Source organism: Streptomyces sp. SID3212 (genome assembly GCF_009865405.1).
Lineage (GTDB): Bacteria > Actinomycetota > Actinomycetes > Streptomycetales > Streptomycetaceae > Streptomyces.
In genome coordinates, this window is record NZ_WWJY01000271.1 from 1 (window position 1) to 23,966 (window position 23,966).

The 23,966-nt window shown below is 70.0% G+C and carries 22 protein-coding genes, 1 tRNA gene and 1 pseudogene; 11 read left to right on the forward strand and 13 right to left on the reverse strand.

Annotated elements, in window-relative coordinates:
* The first annotated feature begins 4 nt into the window (after positions 1 to 4).
* The 4 genes from rplJ (at position 5) to GT042_RS38075 (ending at position 2,919) form a co-directional block, all read left to right on the forward strand.
* Positions 5 to 535 carry a 50S ribosomal protein L10 gene (gene rplJ, locus GT042_RS08125; protein ID WP_161308044.1) on the forward strand — a complete coding sequence of 177 codons (531 nt, stop codon included), beginning with the start codon at positions 5 to 7 and terminating at the stop codon, positions 533 to 535.
* Positions 536 to 637: 102 nt separating this feature from the next.
* Positions 638 to 1,021 carry a 50S ribosomal protein L7/L12 gene (gene rplL / locus GT042_RS08130; RefSeq protein ID WP_161308025.1) on the forward strand — a complete coding sequence of 128 codons (384 nt, stop codon included), beginning with the start codon at positions 638 to 640 and terminating at the stop codon, positions 1,019 to 1,021.
* Between the two features lie 168 nt (positions 1,022 to 1,189).
* On the forward strand, positions 1,190 to 2,101 hold the full coding sequence (locus tag GT042_RS08135) for a hypothetical protein (RefSeq protein WP_161308026.1): 912 nt from the start codon (positions 1,190 to 1,192) through the stop codon (positions 2,099 to 2,101).
* Positions 2,098 to 2,919: a hypothetical protein gene (locus GT042_RS38075; protein ID WP_202532507.1), complete on the forward strand. Its 822-nt coding sequence runs from the start codon at positions 2,098 to 2,100 to the stop codon at positions 2,917 to 2,919. Before GT042_RS08135 ends, GT042_RS38075 begins: the two co-directional genes overlap by 4 nt.
* Positions 2,920 to 2,998: 79 nt before the next feature.
* Here GT042_RS38075 and GT042_RS08145 read toward each other — a convergent pair whose 3' ends face one another.
* Positions 2,999 to 3,883, reverse strand: coding sequence for a LysR family transcriptional regulator (locus GT042_RS08145; RefSeq protein ID WP_161308027.1), 885 nt, complete (start codon positions 3,881 to 3,883; stop codon positions 2,999 to 3,001).
* 320 nt (positions 3,884 to 4,203) lie between these two features.
* Between GT042_RS08145 and GT042_RS08150 the strand changes: the two genes are divergently transcribed.
* The gene (locus GT042_RS08150; protein WP_161308045.1) at positions 4,204 to 5,322 is read left to right on the forward strand and encodes a M20 family metallopeptidase; all 1,119 of its coding nucleotides are present in this window, start codon (positions 4,204 to 4,206) and stop codon (positions 5,320 to 5,322) included.
* 26 nt (positions 5,323 to 5,348) lie between these two features.
* Positions 5,349 to 5,843 (forward strand): hypothetical protein, encoded by a 495-nt coding sequence (locus GT042_RS08155; RefSeq protein WP_161308028.1) that lies wholly within the window; start codon positions 5,349 to 5,351, stop codon positions 5,841 to 5,843.
* 145 nt (positions 5,844 to 5,988) lie between these two features.
* Here GT042_RS08155 and GT042_RS08160 read toward each other — a convergent pair whose 3' ends face one another.
* From GT042_RS08160 to sucC, 5 genes are all read right to left on the reverse strand, one after another.
* Positions 5,989 to 6,225, reverse strand: coding sequence for a putative peptidoglycan-binding domain-containing protein (locus GT042_RS08160; RefSeq protein ID WP_161308029.1), 237 nt, complete (start codon positions 6,223 to 6,225; stop codon positions 5,989 to 5,991).
* Positions 6,226 to 6,492: 267 nt separating this feature from the next.
* Positions 6,493 to 6,577 (reverse strand) — tRNA-Leu (locus GT042_RS08165).
* Positions 6,578 to 6,855: 278 nt separating this feature from the next.
* Positions 6,856 to 8,415 (reverse strand): aldehyde dehydrogenase family protein, encoded by a 1,560-nt coding sequence (locus GT042_RS08170; protein WP_161308030.1) that lies wholly within the window; start codon positions 8,413 to 8,415, stop codon positions 6,856 to 6,858.
* Positions 8,416 to 8,684: 269 nt separating this feature from the next.
* Entirely contained in the window at positions 8,685 to 9,620 is a 936-nt protein-coding gene (gene sucD, locus GT042_RS08175; RefSeq protein ID WP_161308031.1) for a succinate--CoA ligase subunit alpha, read from the reverse strand.
* Positions 9,621 to 9,631: 11 nt separating this feature from the next.
* Positions 9,632 to 10,765 carry an ADP-forming succinate--CoA ligase subunit beta gene (sucC, locus tag GT042_RS08180; protein WP_161308032.1) on the reverse strand — a complete coding sequence of 378 codons (1,134 nt, stop codon included), beginning with the start codon at positions 10,763 to 10,765 and terminating at the stop codon, positions 9,632 to 9,634.
* Between the two features lie 148 nt (positions 10,766 to 10,913).
* On the opposite strand from sucC, the gene GT042_RS08185 reads away from it, so the two are divergent.
* The 5 genes from GT042_RS08185 to GT042_RS08205 all read left to right on the forward strand — a co-directional run bounded on the left by GT042_RS08185 (position 10,914) and on the right by GT042_RS08205 (position 17,513).
* Complete coding sequence (locus GT042_RS08185; RefSeq protein WP_161308033.1) at positions 10,914 to 11,198, forward strand: hypothetical protein; 285 nt, start codon at positions 10,914 to 10,916, stop codon at positions 11,196 to 11,198.
* Positions 11,195 to 12,451: a formyl-CoA transferase gene (frc, locus tag GT042_RS08190; RefSeq protein WP_161308034.1), complete on the forward strand. Its 1,257-nt coding sequence runs from the start codon at positions 11,195 to 11,197 to the stop codon at positions 12,449 to 12,451. Before GT042_RS08185 ends, frc begins: the two co-directional genes overlap by 4 nt.
* Positions 12,452 to 12,453: 2 nt before the next feature.
* Positions 12,454 to 14,592, forward strand: coding sequence for an acetate--CoA ligase family protein (locus GT042_RS08195; protein ID WP_161308035.1), 2,139 nt, complete (start codon positions 12,454 to 12,456; stop codon positions 14,590 to 14,592).
* A gap of 121 nt (positions 14,593 to 14,713) precedes the next feature.
* A complete protein-coding gene (locus GT042_RS08200) occupies positions 14,714 to 16,099 on the forward strand; it encodes an OFA family MFS transporter (RefSeq protein ID WP_161308036.1) in 1,386 nt (461 codons plus the stop codon).
* A gap of 1 nt (position 16,100) precedes the next feature.
* Positions 16,101 to 17,513: an OFA family MFS transporter gene (locus tag GT042_RS08205; RefSeq protein ID WP_161308037.1), complete on the forward strand. Its 1,413-nt coding sequence runs from the start codon at positions 16,101 to 16,103 to the stop codon at positions 17,511 to 17,513.
* 117 nt (positions 17,514 to 17,630) lie between these two features.
* Here the strand turns inward: GT042_RS08205 and GT042_RS08210 are convergent, their stop codons facing one another.
* The 7 genes and pseudogenes from GT042_RS08210 to GT042_RS08240 form a co-directional block, all read right to left on the reverse strand.
* On the reverse strand, positions 17,631 to 18,695 hold the full coding sequence (locus tag GT042_RS08210) for a sugar phosphate isomerase/epimerase (RefSeq protein ID WP_161308038.1): 1,065 nt from the start codon (positions 18,693 to 18,695) through the stop codon (positions 17,631 to 17,633).
* A 34-nt stretch (positions 18,696 to 18,729) separates the two neighbouring features.
* A complete protein-coding gene (locus GT042_RS08215) occupies positions 18,730 to 20,145 on the reverse strand; it encodes a nucleotide pyrophosphatase/phosphodiesterase family protein (RefSeq protein ID WP_161308039.1) in 1,416 nt (471 codons plus the stop codon).
* Positions 20,142 to 21,311 carry a metabolite traffic protein EboE gene (eboE, locus tag GT042_RS08220; protein ID WP_161308040.1) on the reverse strand — a complete coding sequence of 390 codons (1,170 nt, stop codon included), beginning with the start codon at positions 21,309 to 21,311 and terminating at the stop codon, positions 20,142 to 20,144. Before eboE ends, GT042_RS08215 begins: the two co-directional genes overlap by 4 nt.
* A gap of 4 nt (positions 21,312 to 21,315) precedes the next feature.
* The gene (locus GT042_RS08225) at positions 21,316 to 22,164 is read right to left on the reverse strand and encodes a TatD family hydrolase (protein ID WP_161308041.1); all 849 of its coding nucleotides are present in this window, start codon (positions 22,162 to 22,164) and stop codon (positions 21,316 to 21,318) included.
* Positions 22,164 to 22,784: an EboA domain-containing protein gene (locus GT042_RS08230; RefSeq protein WP_161308042.1), complete on the reverse strand. Its 621-nt coding sequence runs from the start codon at positions 22,782 to 22,784 to the stop codon at positions 22,164 to 22,166. The genes GT042_RS08225 and GT042_RS08230 overlap by 1 nt, the downstream gene beginning before the upstream one ends.
* Positions 22,781 to 23,635 (reverse strand): sugar phosphate isomerase/epimerase family protein, encoded by an 855-nt coding sequence (locus GT042_RS08235; protein ID WP_161308043.1) that lies wholly within the window; start codon positions 23,633 to 23,635, stop codon positions 22,781 to 22,783. The genes GT042_RS08230 and GT042_RS08235 overlap by 4 nt, the downstream gene beginning before the upstream one ends.
* Positions 23,632 to 23,966 (reverse strand): annotated as a pseudogene (locus GT042_RS08240) (prenyltransferase); the annotation flags it as partial. The pseudogene GT042_RS08240 and the gene GT042_RS08235, both read right to left, overlap by 4 nt.

The following is a 23,966-nucleotide window of genomic DNA, read 5'->3' on the forward strand; positions in this document are numbered from 1 at the left end:
GCTCATGGCAAGGCCCGACAAGGCTGCCGCGGTGGCCGAGCTGACGGACAAGTTCCGCAGTTCGAACGCCGCTGTGCTGACCGAGTACCGGGGTCTCACCGTGGCGCAGCTCAAGGAGCTGCGCCGTTCTCTCGGTGGGAACGCCCAGTACTCCGTGGTGAAGAACACGCTGACCAAGATCGCGGCCAACGAGGCCGGGATCAACACGCTGGACGACCTGTTCGCGGGTCCGACGGCGGTTGCCTTCGTCACCGGTGACCCGGTGGAGTCGGCGAAGGGTCTTCGTGACTTCGCCAAGGACAACCCGAATCTCGTCATCAAGGGCGGTGTCCTTGACGGCAAGGCACTGTCCGCGGACGAGTTCAAGAAGCTTGCGGACCTCGAGTCCCGCGAGGTTCTGCTCTCCAAGCTGGCAGGTGCCATGAAGGGCAAGCAGTCCCAGGCTGCCTCCCTCTTCCAGGCGCTTCCCTCGAAGTTCGTCCGCACCGCGGAAGCGCTTCGCGTCAAGAAGGAAGAGCAGGACGGCGCCGCGTAACCCGGCGTCACGGCCGTCACCGTCCGGTGAGGGCCGCCGCGGGCCGCGCGCCCGCCGACACGTACCCCCGGCATCGGCCGGAATAGTGGAAGGACCGCCATCATGGCGAAGCTGTCGCAGGACGACCTGCTCGCGCAGTTCGAGGACATGACCCTGCTCGAACTCTCCGGGTTCGTGAAGGCGTTCGAGGAGAAGTTCGACGTCACCGCCGCCGCGGCGGTCGCCGCCGCCGGCCCCGCGGGCCCGGGCGCCCCGGTCGAGGCCGCCGACGAGCAGGACGAGTTCGACGTGGTCCTCACGGGCGCCGGTGACAAGAAGATCCAGGTCATCAAGGTCGTACGCGAACTGACCTCGCTGGGCCTCAAGGAAGCCAAGGACCTCGTGGACGGCGCCCCCAAGCCCGTCCTGGAGAAGGTCGCCAAGGACGTCGCCGACAAGGCCGCCGAGTCCCTCAAGGCAGCGGGCGCCGCCGTCGAGGTCAAGTGATCGCGGGCGCCTGAGGGCGCCAGGCACCACCGTACGAGAACGACCATCGTACGAGAACAGGGCCTCTTGCCGGCCGGGCGCGTCAGCCACCGCGGGCGGCGGGAGGCCCTGTTCCCGCCCCCCACGGCTTCCTCTGCGCGTTCTGCCCTCTCATGCTGTACTGGCCAGATGAAGCGCAAGCCCATACCAGCGCTCGTCAAGCACGCCGGGCGGACCGGCGGGGCGGCTGCCGACCCCGTCAGCGCCCGGCGGACCGAGACGGTGCGGGACCGGGTCCGTCTCATGATCGGGATCACCGCGCGGGCGGGTGAGTACCGCAGAGGACTGCTGCGGGCGGCCGAACACCTCAGCCCGGAGGAGGCGGCGATCCTCTCCGACCTGGAGCAGCACGGACTCCAGGTGCCGCAACTGCGTGACGTACTGCGCGGCGGTCATGTCCTGGTGGACGATCCGCGGCTGTACGAGGCCTGGCGGGCCGGCAAGGGCAGTCATCCCCGGCTCTCCAGCCACCACCGTGACATCGACAAGAAGCTCTACCCCGACATCGGCATGCGCGGCCACGTGGTGCGGGAGAAACTGCACGGGCGTACGGCGCAGGGCACCTGGGTGCAGCTGGAGAAGACCCCGGCCGCGTTCGGCGGGAGCAAGCTGCCCAGCCTGAGCGACCTCCGGCACCTCATGGACTACGTGGTGTACCGGTTCACCGGCAGCAACGTCGGCCCCTGGGGGCTGTCCCGGATGACCGAGCGGCACCCGTTGTACCTGTCGCCGGTCCTGGCCGTGCCCACCTCCCTCACCCCTCCGGTCGCACGGTCCCTGACCGAGGCGCTGCGCAGGATCGAGGCGAACGACGACGTCACCGCCGCCGCCCCTCAGCTGGCGGCCAGGTTCCCGCCCCCGGACCGGCCCGACCTGGCCGGTGAGCTGGGACAGGCGCTGTCCGGCACGGCGGGGCGGGGACTGTTCGGCAATTCCGAGGTGTGGGTGACCCAGACACCGTCACCGGTCGCGGCCGAGGTGCTGCGCGAGGGGCGTGAGCCGCCCGCGGCGAGCAGCTGGAAGGCAGGAGGCACGTCATGAGTGACGCCGACCGGCACGACGACGACCGGCGTGACAGCGCGCCGACTCCGAGTCCGACGCCGACGCCGACGCCGACGCCCAGTGCGACGCCGAGTCCGAGTCCGGGCGAGGCGTCCGTCCCCCCGGGGCTGGTCACGGCCGTGGTGGACCTGGTGTACACCGGCCCCGTCCTGCTGGGCGCGTACACCATCGCCGAACTCACCGCCGTGGACGCCATCGTGGACTTCCTCGAAGCCCGGCCGTCGGACGACGAACTCACCGAGGCCGTCCGCTCGTTGGCGGCGCGCCAACTGCTCCTGGCGGGCTCCTCCGGCGAACAGGTGCAGGTACGCGGGGACTTGGGCATCGCCGTGGCGTTCCAGCAGCGGGCCCGGAAGGTGCTCGACGCCCGTACGACGGGGACGACCCCCGGCGAACCGTGGCGGATCCTGCTGCTCCCCCAGCCCGAGCCGATCTGCCTGATGGTCCGCATCGACGCGCTCGGCGTCCACCAGATCGGCCTCTACAAGCTCGACGAGGCGCTCCGTACGCTCACCGAATGGCTGCCCAGGGGCCCGGCTGCGGATCCCGATCCGGCGCTGGACACCGACGCCGTACTCACCGATTCCGAGCGTTCCGCGCTGCTCACCGTCACCCACTACACCGCGGAGGGCTCGGCGGAGATCGCGGGCGACAGTACGAGCCTGGTCCTCGCCCGCCACAAGGGCCGCCTGCACGCCCTCTCCCAGGACCCCTCGGACCAGGCCAAGTTGGTCCCGGGCCCTCCGACGGAGGGCAAGGAGGGCGTCCACGAGAGGCTGGTGTCCCTGCTGGCGTGACGCGGTTCGCTGATTCGGTCAACTGGCTCGGTCGACTGGCTCGGCCAACGGATTCAGGCAACCGCTTCAGGCATCCGCTTCAGGCAACGGCGTCGTGCAGCAGGTCCCGCAGGGTCAGTGCCGCCGGCAGTGGGGTCGTGGGCAGTGCCACCTGGACGGTCCGGCGCAGCGCCGGGTCGGTGAGGCGGCACAGCACAAGTTCGTCGGGAACCGCCCGGGCGGCCAGCGAGGGGACCAGCGCCACCCCCAGTCCGGCGGCGGCGTAGCCGAACTTCGCGGTCCACTCCGCGATCCGGATTATCTTCCTGGGGGTGAAGCCCGCCCGTGCGCAGGCGTCGGCGAGCATCGTGGGGCGGTCGCCGTACGCGCTGTGGAGCCATGCCTCGTCGCGCAGTTCCCGCAGGTCGACCGTCCCGGCCCCGGCCAGGCGGTGCGAGCGCGGGAGAGCCACGAACAGTTCGTCCTCGCACAGCACGGTCGTCGTGACACCGTCGGCCGACGGCAGCCCTGACGGGTAGTCGCTGACGACGGCGAGGTCCAGCGCCCCGTCCGCGAGGCGCTCCATCAGCGTGTCGGTCCACCCCTCGACCGCGATGACCTCGACCTCCGGCCTGGCGTGCTGGAGGGCCCGTAGGGCGGTGGGCACGAGCGAGATGTTGGCGGTGGCGAACGCGCCGATGTGCAACAGCCCGCCCTGCCCCGCGTTCAGCACGGCCAGCTCCCGCGCCGCCCGCGACAGCCGGTCCAGCACCTCCAGGGCGTGCCGGTGCAGCGTACGGCCGGCGGGATTGAGCCGTACTCCCCGGGGGAGCCGTTCGAACAGCGGTCCGCCCGCCTGCTGTTCGAGCGTGGCGATCCGCCGGGACACCGCGGACTGGGTGTAGTTCAGCCGGACCGCCGCCTTGGTGAACGATCCGGTGTCCGCCACGGCCACGAGCAGCCGGAGCGCGTCGACCTCGAACACGGCTCTCCCCTCCCCTTCACGATCTTCCGGACCTCACCCGCGCCCGTCTTCCCACGACCCATTCCCCCAACGCATGGATTCTATGCGATCCAGTCGCTGGTGGAATGCCTCGGCCCACCCTAACGTCGTTCACGCGGCGGGGCTCCCCAGGGGGAAGGGCGCCCCGCCGTGCCAATACCCAGGAGAACCCGAGGGGGAAATGTGTCGTCACGACAGGAAACACAACAGGAAACACGACAGGAAGCACGACAGGGAGCACGACAGGGCGTCGACCGGCGGCGGGACCGATGACCCGGGGGGCCGAGCCCGTACTGGCGGCGATGCTGGCCGATCTGGAGGAACTCGTGCGCTGCGAGTCCTTCTCGGCCGACCACGCGGCGGTGGCGCGAAGCGCCGAGGTGGTGGGCGCTCTCGGGACGAGACTGCTGGGGGCCGAGCCGGAGACGCTGGTGATCGACGGGGTGACCCATCTGCGGTGGAAGTTCGGCACCCCGCGGGTCCTGCTGGTGGGACACCACGACACGGTGTGGCCGATGGGCTCGATCGAGAGCCGCCCCTGGTCGGTGGCCGACGGGATCGCCCGTGGGCCCGGCGTCCTGGACATGAAGGCGGGCCTGGTGCAGATGTTCCACGCCCTGGCCTCACTTCCGTCGCCGGACGGGGTGTGCGTCCTGGTCAACGGGGACGAGGAGGTCGGCTCGGCGACGTCCCGGCAGCTGATCGAGGAATCCGCGCGAGGGTGCGCGGCCGCCTTTGTCCTCGAAGCGTCCGCGGACGACGGGGGTGCGCTCAAGATCGCCCGCAAGGGCACCGCGCGGTACGAGGTCGTCGTGCACGGCAGGGCCGCGCACGCGGGTCAGGAACCGCACAAGGGGGTCAACGCCGCGGTCGAGGCCGCTCACCAGGTGCTGTCCATCGCCGGTCTCGGTGCGGCAATGGGCGCCGTCGGCACCGACTCCGTCCTGGGCCCCGCGACCGTCACGCCCACCCTGCTGTCGGCCGGCAGTGCGCGCAACACCGTGCCCGCGCTGGCGCGGGTGTCGGTGGACGTACGCGTGCCGACCTCGGCGGCGCAGGACCGGATCGACACGCTCCTGCGGGGGCTGACGCCGTGGACGCCAGGAGCCCGGCTGGAGGTGCTGGGCGGCGGCCGACGCCCGCCCATGGAACCGGAGTCCTCCGCCGAACTCTTCGCCCTCGCCTCCCGGCTCACCGCGGAACTGGGCGAGGAACGACTGCGGGGGATCGCCGTTGGCGGCGCCTCGGACGGCAACTACACCGCGGCGGCGGGCTGTCCGACCCTGGACGGCCTGGGCGGCGTGGGCGCCGGCGCGCACGCGGACACCGAGTACGTCGAGGTCGGGCGGATGGTCCCCCGCACCCGACTGCTCGCTCAACTCGTCCTCCGGACGAGGCACCGGCCGCCGGCCAAACCATGACGATGTTCCAGAGGAGATGACGCATCGTGCGAGAGAGCGTGTACGGATCCGGCCTCGGCCCGAGGCTCGGCAGTTACCCCGTCGCGGGGGTGGCGGGCGGCCTGGCGCAGGTGGCGCGGCGGGTCGGCGTGGCGCTGTACGTCGTGCTGATCGTCTGCCTGGTGGTCATCCCACCCCGGGCGGCGTTCGCCAAGGGCGCCGTCCTGACAGCGGTGGTGCTCGTCCTGACCGGCCTCCTCCTGGCCTGGCGTCGTGCGTCCGCCAGGTTCGGCCTCAGGCGGTGCCACCTCCATACGTACGGCCTGGTCGTCACCGATCTGTTCGGCGGCGAGTGGGACGCGGTGGCGTGGAGCGAGGTGACCGGCGTGAAGCGGCTCAGCGGCGCGTCGCTCTTCATGACCTTCCACCGGGTCGAGATCGAACGACACGGCCGCGAGCCCCTGGCGTTCCTGGCTCTGGGCCTGCAGCCCCCACTGGTGGAGGCGCTGCTGGGCCAACTGACCAAGAACGGTATCCACTGAGAGCAGGTCGGTTGGCCGCCCACCACCGTCTGACGAACGCGGCCCCTCGGAGGGCGGCAGCCCGGCCTGGGCTGCCGCCCGCTTCCGCAGCTCCGCAAGGCCCCTACGCCTTACCGCTGCCTCGCCCCTCGCGGAGACGCCTCCGTCACACTCGGTTCACGAGCCAGCCGAAGACGAATGCCTCGTTCTGCTCCCGGTTCTCGGCCAACTCGATGTATCGCGCGCCCTGCAGGCTGGTGAGCGCTTTGAGCACGGCCATCTCGCCGTCCGCCGTGCGCTTGATCATGAAGGCCGTGAACGCCGAGACCGTCTTCGGTCCGATCGCGCCGTCCACGGTCATGTCCGGATAGTCGGCCTGCCGCCGGTTCAGGACGTTGAGCACACGCTGAAGGAACTTCGCCGCCGTCCCCCGTCCATGTTGACGGCGATGTCGAACAGCTTCAGCGCGATCGGCTTGTCGAACGCCGTCATGCCTCTGCCCTTCGTGATGGAACCGTCGTCCCAGACGGTCGGGCGCTGCCGCCGCTGAGCGGCCCTCGGGCTCCCCGGCACCGACCGCACGTGGGGCACGGCCGTCGCCCTGGGCCCGAACGCGGAAAAACTCCCAGTCCGGACGAATCCGTACTGGGAGTTCCTTGATCATGCTGTGTGTCCGAGGGGGGACTTGAACCCCCACGCCCGATAAAGGGCACTAGCACCTCAAGCTAGCGCGTCTGCCATTCCGCCACCCGGACGAGTGGTCGAACCGCGGATGGTGCTCGCGGCGACGGGGTCAACGATACCAGGGGATCAGGGTGGTCCTCACCCGTATATCCGGTGGTCAGGGATCCGGCGCCGGTGGTCGGGGATCCGGCGCCCGGTCCTCCGCCCCGTCCTCGGGGAGAGGGCGCGCGGGCGCGTTGGAGCGGCGCCGGGTGCTCCTCGGGGTGGCCGTGGAGCACCCGGTGCCGGGGCCTGCCGGGCGGGCGTCTGTTTCCAGCCCGTACGGCAGGGGATCAGGGGCGGGGAGAGGTCAGGGCATCAGGTGGTAGTCGGGGAAGTTGCCCGGTGAGCGTTCGCCCTCGGGGCCGTTCGTGACCGACTTGACCAGCAGTTCTCCGCCGACGAACGCGCCCCGCCAGGAGTGGCCGAAGCCGCCGAACAGCTCGTCGCGGTCGCCGCGTGAGCGGGGCTTCCCGTGGCCGACCTTGAAGGCGCGGATCTGCGGGGACAGCCGGGCGTACGTCGCCGGGTCGTCGGTGGAGAGCGTGGCGACGAGCGCGCCGTTCGAGGCGTTCATCGCGGCCAGCAGCTCCGCCTCCGTGTCGACCAGGACGATGGTGTCGACCGGGCCGAACGGTTCCGCGTGGTGCAGCGGGGACGACGGGGGCGGCCCCAGCAGGGTGACGGGCGCGAGGTACGCACTCGTGTCCTGGCCGGGCAGGAAGCGCCCCTCGTCGAGGGAGCCCTGGTGCAGCGGCACGGCCCCGCGGTCGATCGCCACGGACACCAGGTCACCCAGCTCCTTGGCCTTGGCCGCGTTGATGAGCGGGCCGAAGTCCAGCTCGGGCAGCGGGTCGTCCGGGTGCGCGACGGCCAGCGGGTGGCCCACCCTGATCGAGCGGACGGCGGGGAGGTACGCCCCCAGGAAGTCCGCGAACTGCGAGCGCTGGACGACGAACCGGGGGTAGGCCGTGCAGCGCTGCTTCCCGTAGTCGAACAGCTTCGGGATGACGGCGCCGAGCGCGTCCCAGTCGCTGTAGTTCCAGACGCCCCAGGTGTTGAGGCCCTCCTGTTCGAGGACGTGCCGCTTGCCCAGGTCGGCGACGTGCGTCGCGATGTCGGCGCCGGTGTCCCGGCCCCCGACGAAGGAGACACAGCCGATCTCCGGCGAACGGACGAGCGCCTCGGAGAGGTCGCGACCGCCGCCGCTGACCAGGGTGACGGGGATGCCCTCCCGTACGGCCAGCGCACTGGCCAGGGTCAGGCAGGCGACCCCGCCGTCGGTCGGTGCCTTGGCGATCACCGCGTTGCCGGCCAGCGCCTGCGTGAGCATGGCGTGCACGAGGACCGACATCGGGTAGTTCCAGCTCGCGATGTTGGAGACGGGGCCCGACAGCGGGGTCCTGCCCTCCAGCATCCGGTCGACGTTCTCGACGTACCAGCGCACGCCGTCGATCGCACGGTCGACGTCGGCCTGGGCGAGCCGCCAGGGCTTGCCTATCTCCCACACCAGGAGAAGGGCGAGCAGTTCACGGTGTTCGGCGAGCGCGTCGAGTGTGGCGGTGACGCGCGCCTTGCGCTCCGGCAGCGGCACGTGCCGCCAGGCGCGGTGTTCGTCCAGCGAGGCCCGCACGGCCTGCTGGGCGGTGGCGGCGTCCAGTCGCGGCGGGCCCGCGATGGGGCTGCCGTCGACGGGACTGGTGGCGGGCAGGGCCCGTCCTTCGGTCTGCCAGGACGACGCCCACAGGTTGAGCACGCGGTCGTCGCGGAAGGCCTCGGGGGCGACGGCGAGACTGCGCCGCCACGCGTCCGACCAGGCCGTTCCGGGCTTGAGTTGGAGGTTGGAGGTAGAGGTAGGGGTAGGTGCCATTGTGAGTCTCCGCTCGAGGGAGGCGGGATGTGCATGGCTCGGCACGAATGCCGCGGGTATACGGGTACGGGCACGAGTGACGTGTACGGGTATGGGTACTGCGGGGTCGTCGGGTGGCCCGACGGTGTCGGGCGCTGGTACCGGACCGGTGGGATGTGGTGGGCCGCCGGGCCTGGGGTGGTGCGGTGGTGGTGCGGTCGTACGGTGATGGACCGGTGGTGCGGTGGTGGTGTGCGGTGGTACGCCGGTGACGGCGCGCACACGTTCCGTCAGTGGAGCACGGCCAGCCGGTCCAGGACCAGCCTCGCCGTCTCCGACGGGGTCGAGCCGACCCGTACTCCCACCGCCTCCAGCGCCTTCTTCTTCGCTTCCGCGGTGCCCGCGGAACCGGAGACGATCGCCCCGGCGTGCCCCATGGTCTTGCCTTCGGGCGCGGTGAAGCCGGCGATGTAGCCGATGACCGGCTTGGTGACGTGGTCGGTGATGTACGCCGCCGCCCGTTCCTCGGCGTCCCCGCCGATCTCACCGATGAGCACGATGATCTCGGTGTCGGGGTCGGCCTCGAAGGCGGCGAGACAGTCGATGTGGGTGGTGCCGACGACGGGGTCGCCGCCGATGCCGACGGCCGAGGAGAAGCCGATCTCGCGCAGTTCGTACATCAACTGGTAGGTCAGGGTGCCTGACTTGGAGACGAGTCCGATCCGGCCGGGCTTGGCCGCGATGTCGGCGGGGATGATGCCGGCGTTGGACTGCCCGGGGCTGATCAGGCCGGGGCAGTTGGGGCCGATGATCCGGGTGCCGTGCCGCTTGGCGTACGCGTGGAAGGCGACCGCGTCGTGCACGGGTATGCCCTCGGTGATGACCACCGCCAGCTCGATGCCGGCGTCCACCGCCTCAATGACGGCGGCCTTGGCGAAGGGCGGCGGGACGAAGACGACGGTGACGTCGGCGCCGGTGGCCTCGATGCCCTCGCGGACGGATCCGAAGACGGGGACGGAGAAGGGGGTGGTGCCGGGGGCCGTACCGCCCACGCCTTCGACGTCCTGCGGGACGTCGAAGTCGACCGTCCGGCCGGCCTTGCGCGGGTTGACGCCCCCGACGATGTCGGTACCGGCGGCGAGCATGCGGCGGGTGTGCTTCATGCCCTCACCGCCGGTCATGCCCTGGACGAGGACCTTGCTCTCCTTGGTCAGGAAGATCGCCATGGTGTCTCTCCTTATCCGGCGTTCGCCAGTACGGCGGCCTGTCGGGCCGCCCCGTCCATGGTGGTGACCTGCTGTACGAGCGGATGCGCGCGGTCCTCCAGGATTTCGCGCCCCTTCGCGGCGCTGTTCCCGTCGAGCCGGACGACGAGCGGCTTGGTCAGCTGTACGGACTCCAGGGCCTGGACGATGCCCTCGGCGACGGCGTCGCACGCGGTGATGCCGCCGAAGACGTTGACGAACACGGACTTCACGTCCGGGTCGGAGAGGATGACGGACAGGCCGTCCGCCATCACCTGGGCGGACGCCCCTCCCCCGATGTCGAGGAAGTTCGCGGGCTCGGCGCCGCAGCCCGCGACCACGTCCAGGGTGGACATGACCAGGCCCGCCCCGTTGCCGATGACGCCGACCCCGCCGTCGAGCTTGACGTAGTTGAGGCCCTTGGCGGCGGCGGCCACCTCCAGCGGATCGTCGCCCGGATCGCTCTCGGTGTCGCCCCACCGCACCTGCCTGAAGCGCGCGTTGTCGTCAAGGGTGATCTTGCCGTCGAGGGCGATAATCAGCCCATCTGATGTACGTACCAATGGGTTTACTTCGACCAGAACGGCGTCCTCGCGTACCAACACCTGGTAAAGAGCTTGGATCACCGGTGCGGTCCCGGCGGGCAGTCCGGCGGCCTCCGCGATCTCCGCGGCCTTGGCCGGCGTGACCCCTTCGGCGGGGTCGACATGGATCCGGGCGACCGCCTCGGGGCGGGTCGCGGCGACCTCCTCGATCTCCATGCCGCCCTCCGCGGAGGCGATCGCGAGGAAGACTCCGGCCGCCCGGTCGAGGACGAACGACACGTAGTACTCGGCCTCGATGTCGACCGGCCGGGCCAGCATGACCTTGCGAACCGTGTGGCCCTTGATGTCCATGCCGAGGATCTGACGGGCGGTCAACTGCGCCGCCGCGGGGTCCGCAGCGAACTTCACCCCGCCCGCCTTGCCCCGGCCCCCGGTCTTTACTTGCGCCTTGACGACGACGCGACCCCCGAGGCGTTCGGCGGCGGGCCCCGCCTCCTTCGCCGCGGTGACCACCTCGGCCTCCGGCACGGCGATCCCGTGGTCCGCGAACAACTCTCTTGCCTCGTGCTCATACAGATCCATGTCGGCTCCCATTTTTGGCGAAAGTGCTGTTCGCCCTCTGGACATGACCCACCGAATGCGAGATAACAAGCTTCATACAGTATTCGTAGACTGTATGCAATGTACCGGGAGCGCAGTGGCTCCCCCCTATGAAGGGACTGGACTGCCCATGGCCGACACACGCCAGGCACGCAACTCCGGTGGTCATTTGCCGACCGAGGCCCCGCTGCCCACCAGCGCGGTGGTCTTCGCGGGACCCGGCAGCCGTTCCGCCGCGACCAGGCAGGACGCGGCCCGCGCCGCCACCGTGTCGACGGCGTTCCGGCAGTGCTACGAGTGCGCGCCGGACACCGCTCCTCCCGTACGGCTCTACGAATCGCCCGTGACCGGGGCGAGGGCGAACACCCCCCGGACCACGACCCAGACGATGGCAAGCAGAGGAGCCCCCCGATGACCCAGGCTCTTGAGACACCGCCAGGAACGAAAGCCCTGTCAGGCATCCGAGTTCTGGACATGACCCACGTCCAGTCCGGCCCCTCCGCCACCCAGCTGCTCGGCTGGCTCGGCGCGGACGTGGTGAAGGTGGAGGCGCCCACCGGCGACATCACCCGCAAGCAGCTGCGCGACATCCCGGATGTCGACTCGCTGTACTTCACCATGCTCAACTGCAACAAGCGCAGCGTCACCCTCAACACCAAGACCCCGCGCGGCAAGGAGATCCTCACGGAACTCATCCGCCGCTCCGACATCATGGTCGAGAACTTCGGCCCCGGCGCGATCGACCGCATGGGCTTCACCTGGGAGAAGATCCAGGAGATCAACCCGCGGATCATCTACGCCTCCATCAAGGGCTTCGGCGAGGGCCCGTACACCAACTTCAAGGCGTACGAAGTCGTCGCCCAGGCCATGGGCGGGTCCATGTCGACCACCGGGTTCGAGGACGGGCCGCCGCTGGCGACCGGCGCCCAGATCGGCGACTCGGGCACCGGCATCCACGCCGTGGCCGGCATCCTGGCCGCGCTCTACCAGCGCGAGGCCACCGGCCGCGGCCAGCGGGTCAACGTCGCGATGCAGCACGCCGTGCTCAACCTGTGCCGGGTGAAGCTCCGCGACCAGCAGCGGCTCGCGAGCGGCCCGCTCGCCGAGTACCCGAACGAGGACTTCGCCGACGACGTCCCCCGCAGCGGCAACGCGAGCGGCGGCGGGCAGCCGGGGTGGGCCGTCAGGACCGCGCCCGGCGGTCCGAACGACTGGGTGTACGTCATCGTGCAGCCGGTCGGCTGGAAGCCCCTGACCGCGATGATCGGCAGGCCCGAGCTGGCGGACGACCCCGAGTGGGCGACCCCCGAGGCCCGGCTGCCGAAGCTGAGCAAGATGTTCCAGCTCATCGAGGAGTGGACCTCCACCATCCCCAAGTGGGAGGTGCTGGAGAAGCTCAACGCCCACAACATCCCGTGCGGCCCGATCCTCTCCACCAAGGAGATCATCGAGGACGCCTCCCTGGCGGCCAACGACATGGTCGTCGAGGTCCCCCACCCCGAGCGCGGCTCGTTCACCACGGTCGGGAGCCCGCTGAAGCTGTCGGACTCCCCCGTCGACATGGTCACCTCCCCGCTCCTCGGCGAACACAACGAAGAGGTGTACGCCGGCGAACTGGGCCTGGACGCCGAGGAACTGCGCCTGCTCAAGTCGAACGGGGTCATATAGCGATGGGTACGACAGGACCGAACCAGGGAGTCGTACGTGCTCTCCTGGACGCCGCCCTCGCCGAGGGACGTACGGTACTGACCGCACCGGAGGGCAAAGCCCTCACGGACGCCTATGGCATCCCCACCCCCGGCGAGGCACTCGCCGAGGACGCCTCGGACGCGGTCAGGATCGCCGACCGGCTCGGTTTCCCCGTCGCCATGAAGATCGTCTCCCCCGACATCCTCCACAAGACGGAGGCCGGGGGGGTGCGGATCGGGGTGACGTCGGTGGCCGGGGTACGGGAGGCCTTCACCTCGATCGTCTCGAACGCCAGGGCGTACGACCCGGCGGCCCGGATCCTCGGGGTGCAGGTCCAGCAGATGGTGCCGGCCGGCACCGAGGTGCTCATCGGCACCGTCACCGACCCGGCCTTCGGCAAGATCGTCGCGTTCGGTCTCGGCGGGGTGCTGGTGGAGGTCCTCAAGGACGTCACCTTCCGGCTGGCGCCGGTCACCCACGACGAGGCGCTGTCGATGCTCGACGGCATCCGCGCCGCGGAGATCCTGCGCGGGGTGCGCGGCGCCGAGGGTGTCGACCGGGAGGCCCTCGCGGGGCTCGTGGTGAAGGTGTCACAGCTCGCTGCCGACTTCCCGGAGATCCGGGAGATCGACCTCAACCCCGTCTTCGCCTCGGCGAACGGTGTGACGGCGGCCGACGTACGCGTCCTCCTCGACGCGGACGTCGCCGTCCCCCGCAGGACGTACGGCCGCGAGGCGATCCTCACCTCGATGCGGCGCCTCATGCGGCCGTCCTCGGTGGTGGTGATCGGTGCGTCCGGCGAATCCGGCAAGATCGGCAACTCGGTCATGCGGAATCTCGTCGACGGCGGATTTCCCGGTGAGATCCATCCGGTGAATCCCCGGACCGATGACATTCTCGGCCATAAGGCGTACAAGAGCGTCATGGATGTTCCGGGTGAGCCGGATGTGGCGATTTTCGCGATCCCCGCGAAATCCGTCGCCGCCGCGCTGGAAGACGTCGGCCGCATGGGGATACCGAACGCGGTCCTGATCCCGTCCGGCTTCGCCGAGTCCGGTGAACACGACCTCCAGGCCGAGGTCGTGTCCATAGGAGAGCGGTACGGGGTCCGGGTCCTCGGCCCGAACATCTACGGCTACTACTCCACCTGGCAGGACCTGAGCGCCACGTTCTGCACTCCGTACGACGTCAAGGGCGGCGTGGCACTGACCTCGCAGTCCGGTGGCATCGGCATGGCGATCCTCGGCTTCGCCAGGAGCACCGGGACCGGAGTGTCGGCCATCGTCGGCCTGGGCAACAAGGCGGACCTCGACGAGGACGACCTGCTGACCTGGTTCGGCGAGGACCCCGACACCGACTGCGTCGCGATGCACCTGGAGGACCTCAAGGACGGGCGGGCCTTCGTCGAGGCGGCCCGCGCGACCGTGCCGAGGAAGCCGGTCGTGGTCCTCAAGGCGGGGCGTACCGCGTCGGGCGCGGCGGCGGCCGGCTCGCACACCGGCGCTCTTGCCGGTGACGACGCGGTCTACGACGACATCCTCAGGCAGGCCGGTGTCATCCGGGCGCGCGGCCTGAACGAGATGCTGGAGTTCGCGCGGGCGCTGCCGGTGCTCCCCACTCCCCGGGGCGACAACGTCGTCGTCATCACGGGCGCGGGCGGCTCGGGTGTGCTGCTCTCCGACGCCGTGGAGGACAACGGCCTGTCGCTCATGACGATCCCGGAGGACCTGGACGCCGCGTTCCGCGCGTTCATCCCGCCCTTCGGCTCGGCGGGCAACCCGGTGGACATCACCGGGGGCGAGCCGCCGTCCACGTACGAGTCGACGATCAGGCTCGGCCTGGAGGACCCGCGGATCCACGCGCTGGTCCTCGGCTACTGGCACACGATCGTCACTCCCCCGATGGTCTTCGCCGAACTCACCGCGCGCGTGGTCGCGGAGTTCCGGGCGAAGGGCGTCGAGAAGCCCGTCGTGGCTTCCCTGGCAGGCGACGTCGAAGTCGAAGAGGCGAGTCGGTACCTCTTCGAGCACGGCGTTGTCGCCTACCCCTATACCACCGAGAAGCCGGTCGAGGCACTCGGGGCGAAATACAAGTGGGCGCGAGCGGCGGGACTGCTCTGATGCGCCGGCGACCGGAAACGTGGGGAGGCCGATTCATGACCTGATCAGCCCGAGCGAGCAACGAAAGTTTTTGGACAGGGGGCGCTGGCCAGCTCTTTCGACGCAAGGGGAAGCAAGTCACATGACAACCACTCAGATCACAACAGCCGTACCTTTCAAGGAGGTGACGGATCACAACGGCCGGGTGTACCGGATCGGTGAGACCGACCGCGACATCATGGGCCGTCCACGATGGACGATGGTGCTCTTCCCCTGGATGGGCATGCTCGGCATCAGTTCGTCGGAGTACGCGTTCACCTCGGCGGAGGACACCCTCCACGAGGCACACCTCTGGAACAGCGGGCACATCTTCTGGCTCATGGGTGTCTGGATCTTCTTCCAGGCGGCCGTGGCCTTCCCGGCCGGACAGCTCCGTGAGAGCGGCAAGCTGCCCGCCAGGTACGCGATGATGCTCGGTGCGCTCGGTACCCTGCTGGGCTACCTGTCCCTGGCCTACGCGCCGCACGTGATCGTGGCGTACATCGGCTTCGGGATGTTCAGCGGTATCGGTGCCGGTCTTGTCTACGCGACCTGCGTGAACATGGTCGGCAAGTGGTACCCGGAGCGGAAGGGCGGCAAGACCGGCCTCGTCAACGGCGGTTTCGCGTACGGCTCAGTGCCGTTCGTCTTCCTCTTCACCTCGTACATGGACCTGTCGAACTACCAGACGGTCCTGGTCATCGTGGGTCTGATCTGCTGCTCGGTCGTCGCTGTCGCGGGCTGGTTCTTCAAGGACCCGCCCAAGTACTGGTGGCCGACGGGTGCGGACCCGCTCAAGGCGTCGGAGGACCCCCGGGTCCGTCGTGCCATGGAGAAGAACCCGCCGGCGGTCAAGCAGTACACACCCAGGGAAGCGGCACGGACGCCCGTGCTGTGGATGATGTGGTTCTGCCTGCTCTGCACCGCCGGGATCAACATTTTCGGAATCGCGTTCCAGGTGCCCTTCGGTAAGGACATGGGGTTCGCGGGCGGGATCGTGGCCACCGCGATGTCGCTCAAGGCAATAGTCAACGGCACGGGTCGTGGTGTGATCGGCTGGATCTCCGACAAGTACGGACGCCGTAACACCCTGATCATCGTGTGTCTGGTCCTCGGCAGCGCGCAGTTCGGCGTGCTGATATCCGGGTCCATGGGCAGCATGCCCTTCTTCCTGTTCTGCTCGATGGTCTCCGGCTTCGGCGGTGGCGCGATCTTCCCGCTCTTCGCGGCGATGACGGCGGACTACTTCGGGGAGAACAACAACGCTTCCAACTACGGCATGGTCTACAGCTCCAAGCTCATCTCGGGCCTCGTCGGCTCGGGCATGGGAGCAGTGGTGGTGGCCGCCTGGGACTACGAGGGCGCCTTCATCATCGCCGGAAGCATTGGCCTGGCCTCGGCCGTACTCGCCGTGTTCCTCAAGGCGCCGGGACGGCCGGACACCGCACCACTCGACAAGACACCCCCCATTGGCCGGGAGATAGCCTGAAATGACAGAGGAACCACTCTCTGGAACGTCCGCGTCGGCCACCAAGGCCGGCGCGGGCGGTCCGGGATACCGCAACGTCACTGACGCCAAGGGCCGCGTCTACCGCATCGGTGAGACGGACCGCGAGATTCTCGGTCACTCCCGCAAGTTCATGGTGTACCTGCCATGGGCCGCGATGATGGCCATCAGCGTCTTTGAGTACGCCTACGGATCGGCGGAGGACACTCTCTCGTCGGCCCACGGCTGGAGTCAGAGCAACACCTTCTGGATTCTCAGTGTCTGGACGTTCTTCCAGGCCGGAGTCTCCTTCCCGACCGGGTGGATGAGGGAGAAGGGAATCCTCAAGGCGCGCCAGGCCATGTTCATCGGCTCCGGGCTCGCGCTGCTGGGCTTCCTGTCCATCTCCCACTTCGACAGCGTCTTCGGCGCCATCCTGGGATTCGGTGTGCTCGGAGGTGTCGGCTCCGGACTCGTGTACTCCACCTGCATCAACATGGTGGGCAAGTGGTATCCGGAACGACGCGGTGGGAAGACGGGCTTCGTCAACGGCGGATTCGCCTACGGCGCCGTCCCGTTCATCTTCATCTTCAACTTCGCCTTCGACACGAGCAACTTCCACACGGTGCTCGACCTGATCGGGGTCTACGTCCTGATCGTGGTGGCCGCCTGCGCCTGGTTCTTCAAGGACCCGCCGCAGAACTGGTGGCCTGCCGACATCGATCCGTTGAAGATCTCCGCGGGAAGCAAGACCGCTCAGAGTCTGCTCAAGAACCCGCCGGCCACGAAGCAGTACCGGCCGGTGGAAGCCCTCAGGACCGGCATGCTCCCGCTCATCTGGGTGCTGCTGGTGATCACCGCCGGAGTCTCCATCTTCGGTATCTCCTTCCAGGTGCCGTTCGCCAAGGAAGTGGGCTTCGGACCGCTCGTCGCCGCCTCGTCGGCCGGTGTGCTGTCGGTCGTCAACGGCATCGGGCGCGGAGTGGTCGGCTGGCTGTCCGACATCTGGGGCCGCAAGAACGCGCTGATCTTCGTGATCCTCGTGCTCGGGCTCTCCCAGTTCGGTGTCCTGTGGGCGGGTGACACCAAGAACGAATTCTTCTTCCTGGTGTTCGCCTTCATCTCCGGGTTCGGCGGCGGTGCGTTCTACCCGATGTTCGCGGCTCTCACGCCGGACTACTTCGGGGAGAACTACAACGCCACCAACTACGGGATCGCCTACAGCGGCAAGGTCATCAGTGGTCTCTTCGGAGGTGGACTCGGCTCGATGGCCGTGGCCTCGTGGGGCTACGACGGTGCCTACATCCTGGCCGGCGGACTGTCCCTGGTCGCGGCGGGTCTGGCGACCTTCCTGCGCAACCCGGGCTACCCGAAGGGCAAGCAGACGGTGAACGACGCGGTGCCTGTCAGCGGATAGGTCTCGCGGGACACACCAACGTCGGAGGGCGGTGCCGTGCGTGGCACCGCCCTCCGCGGTTTGTTCAGGCCGGTGTACGGGAAGGTCCCGCCGGCGTACGGGGATGTCCCGCCGGTGTCAGCGCCTTTCGCGCAGGGAGTGCAGGTGGGCCGACGACTTGCGGGCGAATTCGATCGAGTCCACCGGCTGGTCGTGCTCGACCTGCCAGTGGTGGTCGCGGCGCCCGCCGCGGGTCTTGTTCACCGCCGAGATGAACCGCTTGTAGTCGATGTCGCCGTCGCCGACGTCCACCATCCGGTAGCCGTCGCGGGCCGCGATGTCCTCGACGCCGTCTTTCACGTGGAAGAGCGGGTAGCGGTCGGGCTGCTTGAGGACGTACCGCAGCGGGTCGAAGGGGCGCGGCTTCCCGGTGACGGTCTTGCTGAAGCGGAACTGCCCGGCGAAGGCCCAGTAGATGTCCATCTCCAGGAACACCAGGTCGGGGTCGGTCTCGGCCAGCAGGACGTCGTACAGCCGGACGTCGGGCTGGTCGGTGGCGAAGGAGAACTCCTCGGCGTGGTTGTGCTGGTAGAACTTCAGCCCGCGCCGGCGCGCCGCCGCCCCGTAGGTGTTGAAGTCCTCGGCGGCCCGCTTCCAGGCGTCGACGGTGGAGCCGTAGCGGAACGGACCCGACGCCGTGCCGATGTGCTCAAGTCCCAGGGCCTGGGCGTCGTCGAGAACCTGGTCGAGGTTCTGGGCGAAGCTGTAGGCGTTGGGGTTGTTGTCGTCGTAGTAGTTGACGTGGCTGCCGATGCCCTTGAGGCCGTGGTCCCTGGCGAGCTTCTTCAGTTGGGGCAGGGTGATGGCGCCGGTGCCCTGGGTGTAGCCCGCGTACTCGATCTCGTCGTAGCCGAACCGCTCCAGCTCGTCGAAGACCTTCGCGAAGCCGAGCGAGGAGACCTTGTCGCGCAGCGAGTAGAGCTGGATGCCGAGGCGGCCGGGCGGCAGGACGGGCGTGCCCTTGCCGTGGTCGTGCCCGTGGTTGTGCCCGTGCCCGTGCCCGTGATCCTTGCCGTGGGCCGCCGCGGGGGTGGCGGCGGCGCCCAGGACGGCGGCGGCGGTGGCGCCGGCCGCGACACCCAGCATGTTGCGTCTGCTGAGCGTGCGGGTGAGGTCGGGGTCGACTGACGTCTTGCGGCTCATTGCGGAACTCCTTCTGATTCTCCGTGCTGTGCGGTCAGTTCAGTCCGGCAAGGTGGAGGAGCAGGGACTTCACCTCGGTGGCCGCCACGCGGTCGCCGAGGGATCGGGGGGTGGAGCACAGGACGAGCGGGCCCTCCTCGTCGCTGTCCGGGAGCCGCCCGTGGCTGCCGCGGATGGGCGAGGGGTCCAGGGGGACGACCGCGAGGCGGTAGCGCATGCCGAGCTTCTTGCGGGCGATGGCCTTGGCCGCCTTGAGCCGTACGTACGGATCGAGCGGGTCCATGAACAGCTCGACGGGGTCGTAGCCCGGCTTGCGGTGGATCTCCACGAGCTGCGCGAAGTCGGGTGCCCGGTCGTCGTCCAGCCAGTAGTAGTACGTGAACCACGCGTCCGGTTCGGCGATCGCGACGAGTTCGCCGGAGCGGGGGTGGTCCAGGCCGTGGTTCTTCTTCCCCTGGTCGTCCAGGATCTCGTCGATGCCGGCGAGGTCCCGGAGGGCTTCGCGGGTGGCGTCGAGATCCTCGGGGCGGCGCACGTAGATGTGCGCGATCTGGTGGTCGGAGACGGCGAAGGCCCGGGAGGTCATGGGGTCGAGGTACTCCATGCCGTCCTGGGTGTGGACCTCCAGCAGCCCGGCCCGGCGCAGCGCGCGGTTGATGTCGACCGGCCGGGAGACCTTGGTGATGCCGTACTCGGACAGGGCGACGACCGTGCGGCCCTCGGCGGCGGCGTCGGCGAGCAACGGGGCCAGGGCGGCGTCGAGTTCGGCGGCTGCCCGGTGCGAGCGGGGGTCGTCGGGGCCGAACCGCTGGAGGTCGTAGTCCAGGTGCGGGACGTAGCACAGGGCGAGGTCGGGCTTGCGGGTGCGGATGATGTGCCGGGTGGCATCGATGATCCACTGGGAGGAGACCAGGTCGGCGCCGGGGCCCCAGAAGTGGAAGAGGGGGAATGTGCCGAGTTCTTCGGTGAGTTCGTCGTGGAGGGCCGGCGGCCGGGTGTAGCAGTCGGGTTCCTTGCGGCCGTCGGCGTAGTAGACGGGCCGGGGGGTGACGGTGAAGTCGGTGTCCGCGCCCATCGCGTACCACCAGCAGATGTTGGCGACGGTGTAGCCGGGGTGGACGCGGCGGGCCGCGTCCCACAGCTTGTCCCCGGCGACGAGACCGTTGTGCTGGCGCCAGAGCAGGACGTCGCCCAGTTCGCGGAAGTACCAGCCGTTGGCGACGATGCCGTGCTCGGAGGGAAGGGTGCCGGTGAGGAAGGTGGACTGCGCGCTGCACGTGACGGCTGGCAGCACGGTGGTGAGCGGGGCCTGCGCACCGGCCGCGGCGAGCTTCGTCAAGTGCGGCATGTGGCGCAGGAGTTGCGGGGTGAGGCCGACGACGTCCAGGACGAGCAGCGGGGTGGGCCCGTCGGCGGCGCGGTCGGGGGTGGGTGTCACGCTCTCGGTCATGGCAGCTCCTTGAGGCCGAGGTCGACCAGCAGGTCGCGGGCCAGGGTGAGTTCGGCCGCGATACCGACGGCGAGCCGGCCGCGCGAGCGGGGGCGCAGCTCCGGCGGGAGCGCCTGCCAGGTGTAGGTCTCGACCTCCAGGTGGCGGGTCCTCGGCTCCGCGCCGCCGACGAGGCGGGTCAGGGTGTCCTGGAGGACGTGCAGGGTGGAGGTGAGGGGCGGGGCCGGCGGGGCGTGCAGGGGGACGTGGAAGTGGGAGCGCCAGGGGGCTCCGTCGGGCAGGGTGTCTCCCGCGAGTGCCTCGGCGAGGTCGTCGGTGCCGCGCAGTCCGGCGGCGGTGCGGGTGCGGGTCTGGTGGAGGAAGCGGGGTTCGGCGAACGCGCCGAGTGCTTCGCGTACTTCGGGCAGGTGCGGGTGTTCCGCGTGGAGGGCGGCGGAGAGCTGGGCCTTGGGGATGGGGATGTGGGCCGCTTCCAGCGCGTCGAGCGCGGTGGCCGGGTCCTCGAAGGACGTGGCGAGGTGGCAGGTGTCGACGCAGATACCGATGCGGTGGCTGGCGATCTCGGTGAGCGGGCGGATCGCGTCGGCGGTGGTCTCGACGGTGCAGCCCGGTTCCGGCTCCAGGGCGATCCTGATGGATTTCCCGGTCAGCTCCTCCAGGCCGTCGAGGCGTTCGGCGAGGGTGGTCAGCGCGGTGTGCGCGGTGCGGGCCGCGGCCTCGTCGAAGGTGGTGCGCCAGGCGAGCGGGAGGGTGGAGACGGAGCCTTCCGTCACGTCGTCGGGGAGGAGGGCGGCGAGCAGCCTGGCCAGATCGCTGGTGTGGGCGAGCCGTTCGGGGTCGGCCCAGTCCGGCTTGTAGACCCGGTACTTGACCTCTTCGGCGCCGAAGCCCTCGTACGGGAAGCCGTTGAGGGTGACGACCTCCAGGCCACGCCGGTCCAGTTCGGCGCGCAGGCCCCGCAGTTGGGCGGGGTCGGTGATGAGCGCGCGGGCGGCGTCCTTGGCGAGCCAGAGGCCGATGCCGAGGCGGTCCCGGCCGAGCAGTTTCCGTACGGGCTCGCAGTGGTCGCGCAGTTGGGCGAGGACGCCGTCGAGGTGTTCGGCGGGGTGGACGTTGGTGCAGTAGGAGAGGTGGACGGTGGAGCCGTCGGGGTGGCGGAAGCGCATGGCCTCACTCCCCGCCGCGGAGGATGGAGTTGCCCTCGTGAAGGGCTTCCGGGGCGGGTACGTCGAGCTGGAGCCGGCCGCTCTGGCCGTAGAAGGCGACGGGGTTGCGCCACAGGACCTGGTCCACGTCGTCCTCGGTGAACCCGGCGGCGAGCATCGCGTCGGCGACCTTGCGGGTCTTGAGCGGGTCGCTCTTGCCCCAGTCGGCGGCGGAGTTGACGAGGACCTTCTCGGTGCCGTGGGCCTTGAGGACGGCGACCATGCGGTCCTCGTCCATCTTGGTGTCGGGGTAGATGGAGAACCCTAGCCAACTCCCGCTCCGGGCCGCCTCCTTGACCGTGGTCTCGTTGAGGTGGTCGAGCAGGACGCGGTCCGGGGCGAGGGCGGACTCGCGGACGGCGTCGATGGTGCGGCGCAGGCCCGCGAGCTTGTCGCGGTGGGGGGTGTGGACGAGCGCGGGCAGGCCGTGGTCGGCGGCGAGCTGCAACTGGGCGGCCAGGGCGTGGTCCTCGGCCGGGGTCATGGAGTCGTAGCCGATCTCGCCGACGGCGACCACTCCGTCCTTGACGAGGTAGCGCGGCAGCTGGTCGAGGACCGGGGTGCAGCGCGGGTCGTTGGCCTCTTTGGGGTTGAGGGCGACGGTGCAGTGGTGCGCGATGCCGTACTGGGCGGCGCGGAACGGCTCCCAGCCGAGGAGGGCGTCGAAGTAGTCGAAGAAGCTGGTGGGTGAGGTACGGGGCTGGCCGAGCCAGAAGGAGGGCTCGACCAGGGCGCGTACCCCGGAGGCGTACATCGCCTCGTAGTCGTCCGTCGTGCGGGAGGTCATGTGGATGTGGGGGTCGAAGATACGCATCAGGACTCCTCGCCGGTCAGGTGCAGCGCGTGGGGCAGGTCGGCGGGCACGGAGCGGCCGGCGGCGGTGCGTTCGGCCGCGAAGTCGGCGAGCATCCGGGCGAGTTCGGCGTCGCCCCGGGCGCGTCGGGCGAGGCCGTCGACGGCGGCGAGGGGGACGCCGGTGAAGAGGCACTTGAGGATGGCGTGCCGCCAGGCGTGGGCGTCGAGGTGCGCGGTGGCGTACGGTCCGACGGCCGCGGCGACGAGCCGGGTGTCGTTGGTCCGCAGGGCGTCCTCGGTGAGCGGGAGGGCGGCGGGCCCTTCGACGCGCTCGGGCAGGGCGAGCAGAACGGCGCGGCGTTCGGCGGCGCTGCCCTGGTGGTAGAGGCGGGTGAGGGTGGCGAGGTCCGCGCGGGCGGTGTGCAGGAGGAGGACCCGTACGGAGTCGGCGTGGTCCTGGCCGCAGTGGCGCCCGGCGGCGGCGAAGCGCAGCTCCCAGGGGGCGACGGCAACGTTGTCGGCGTTGTCCGTGTCGGCATGGGCCGCGGCTGCCTCTTCCGCGAGGGCGAGGGACGCGTCGAGCCACGCGCGGGCGGGCGCGTCGAGCCGGGGGGTGAGCTGGTCGCGGATCTCTGTCATGCCGGTACCCCGTTCGTCAGGACCGCGCGGAGGAAGTCGAGGGAGGTACGGGCCAGTTCGGGCCCGGCGTGGGAGTGGCGGGGCAGCTCGACGACGGTCAGGCCCTGATACCCGGTGGCGTCGAGGGCGTCGAGCACGGGCGGGAAGTCGATCTCGCCGTCGCCGAAGGGGAGGTGTTCGTGCACCCCGCGCCGCATGTCCTCGATCTGGACGTGCCGCAGCCAGGGCGCGGCGGCGCGGACGCAGTCGGCGGGCGCGGCGGTCTCCAGGCACTGGCAGTGGCCGATGTCGAGGGTCAGGCCGAGGGACTCGGGGTCGCCGAGACGGTGTCTGAGCTGATGGAACCCGTCCAGGTCGGAAACGAGCTGGCCGGGCTCCGGCTCGAAGGCGAGCGGGATCCCGGCGGTGTCGGCGGCGGCCAGGACGGGGGTGAGCGCCTCTTCGAGGCGGTCCCAGGCGATGTCGGTGGTGGTGCCCTCGGGGACGATGCCGCTGAAGCAGTGGGCGGCGTGGGCCCCGAGGTCGGCGGCGACCCGGACGGCGGTGACCAGCAGCGCCGTACGGGCCTTGCGGCCCTCGGGGTCCGGGTCGAGGAGGGAGGGGCCGTGCTTGCGCCGGGGGTCCAGGACGTACCGCGCCCCGGTCTCGACGGTGACTCCGAGCCCCAGCTCGTCCAGGCGCCGGGCGACCCGCCGCGTACGGGCGGCGAGGTCGGGGGCGAGGGGGTCGAGGTGCATGTGGTCGAGGGTGAGGCCCACGCCGTCGTACCCGAGGTCGGCGAGGAGCCCGAGGGCGTCGTCGAGCCGGAGGTCGGTGAGGCCGTTGGTGCCGTATCCGAGGCGGAGGGTCATGTGGTGCTCACCTTCCTGGCGAGTGCGCGGGCGATCGGGACGAGCCCCATGACCCCGAGCCCCACCCCGACGGCCCCGCCGCGCGCGGCGAGCGCGCCCTGCAACGGGATCATGGCCCGGATCCCCCCGCCGACGGCACGCTGGGTGAGGGGCGGGGAGGGGTTGAGTACGGCGTGCAGAAGGGGTTTGGCGGCGGTGGCCACGTAGGCCGCGGTTAGCGCGGCGGTGACGAGGCGGGGCGTGTTGTCCGCGTCGGCGAACGGCTGCGGGCCGTCGCGGCGGCGGCCCGGCCTCCGGCCGGAGGTGTCCTCAATCGCCGGACGGGCTGGAA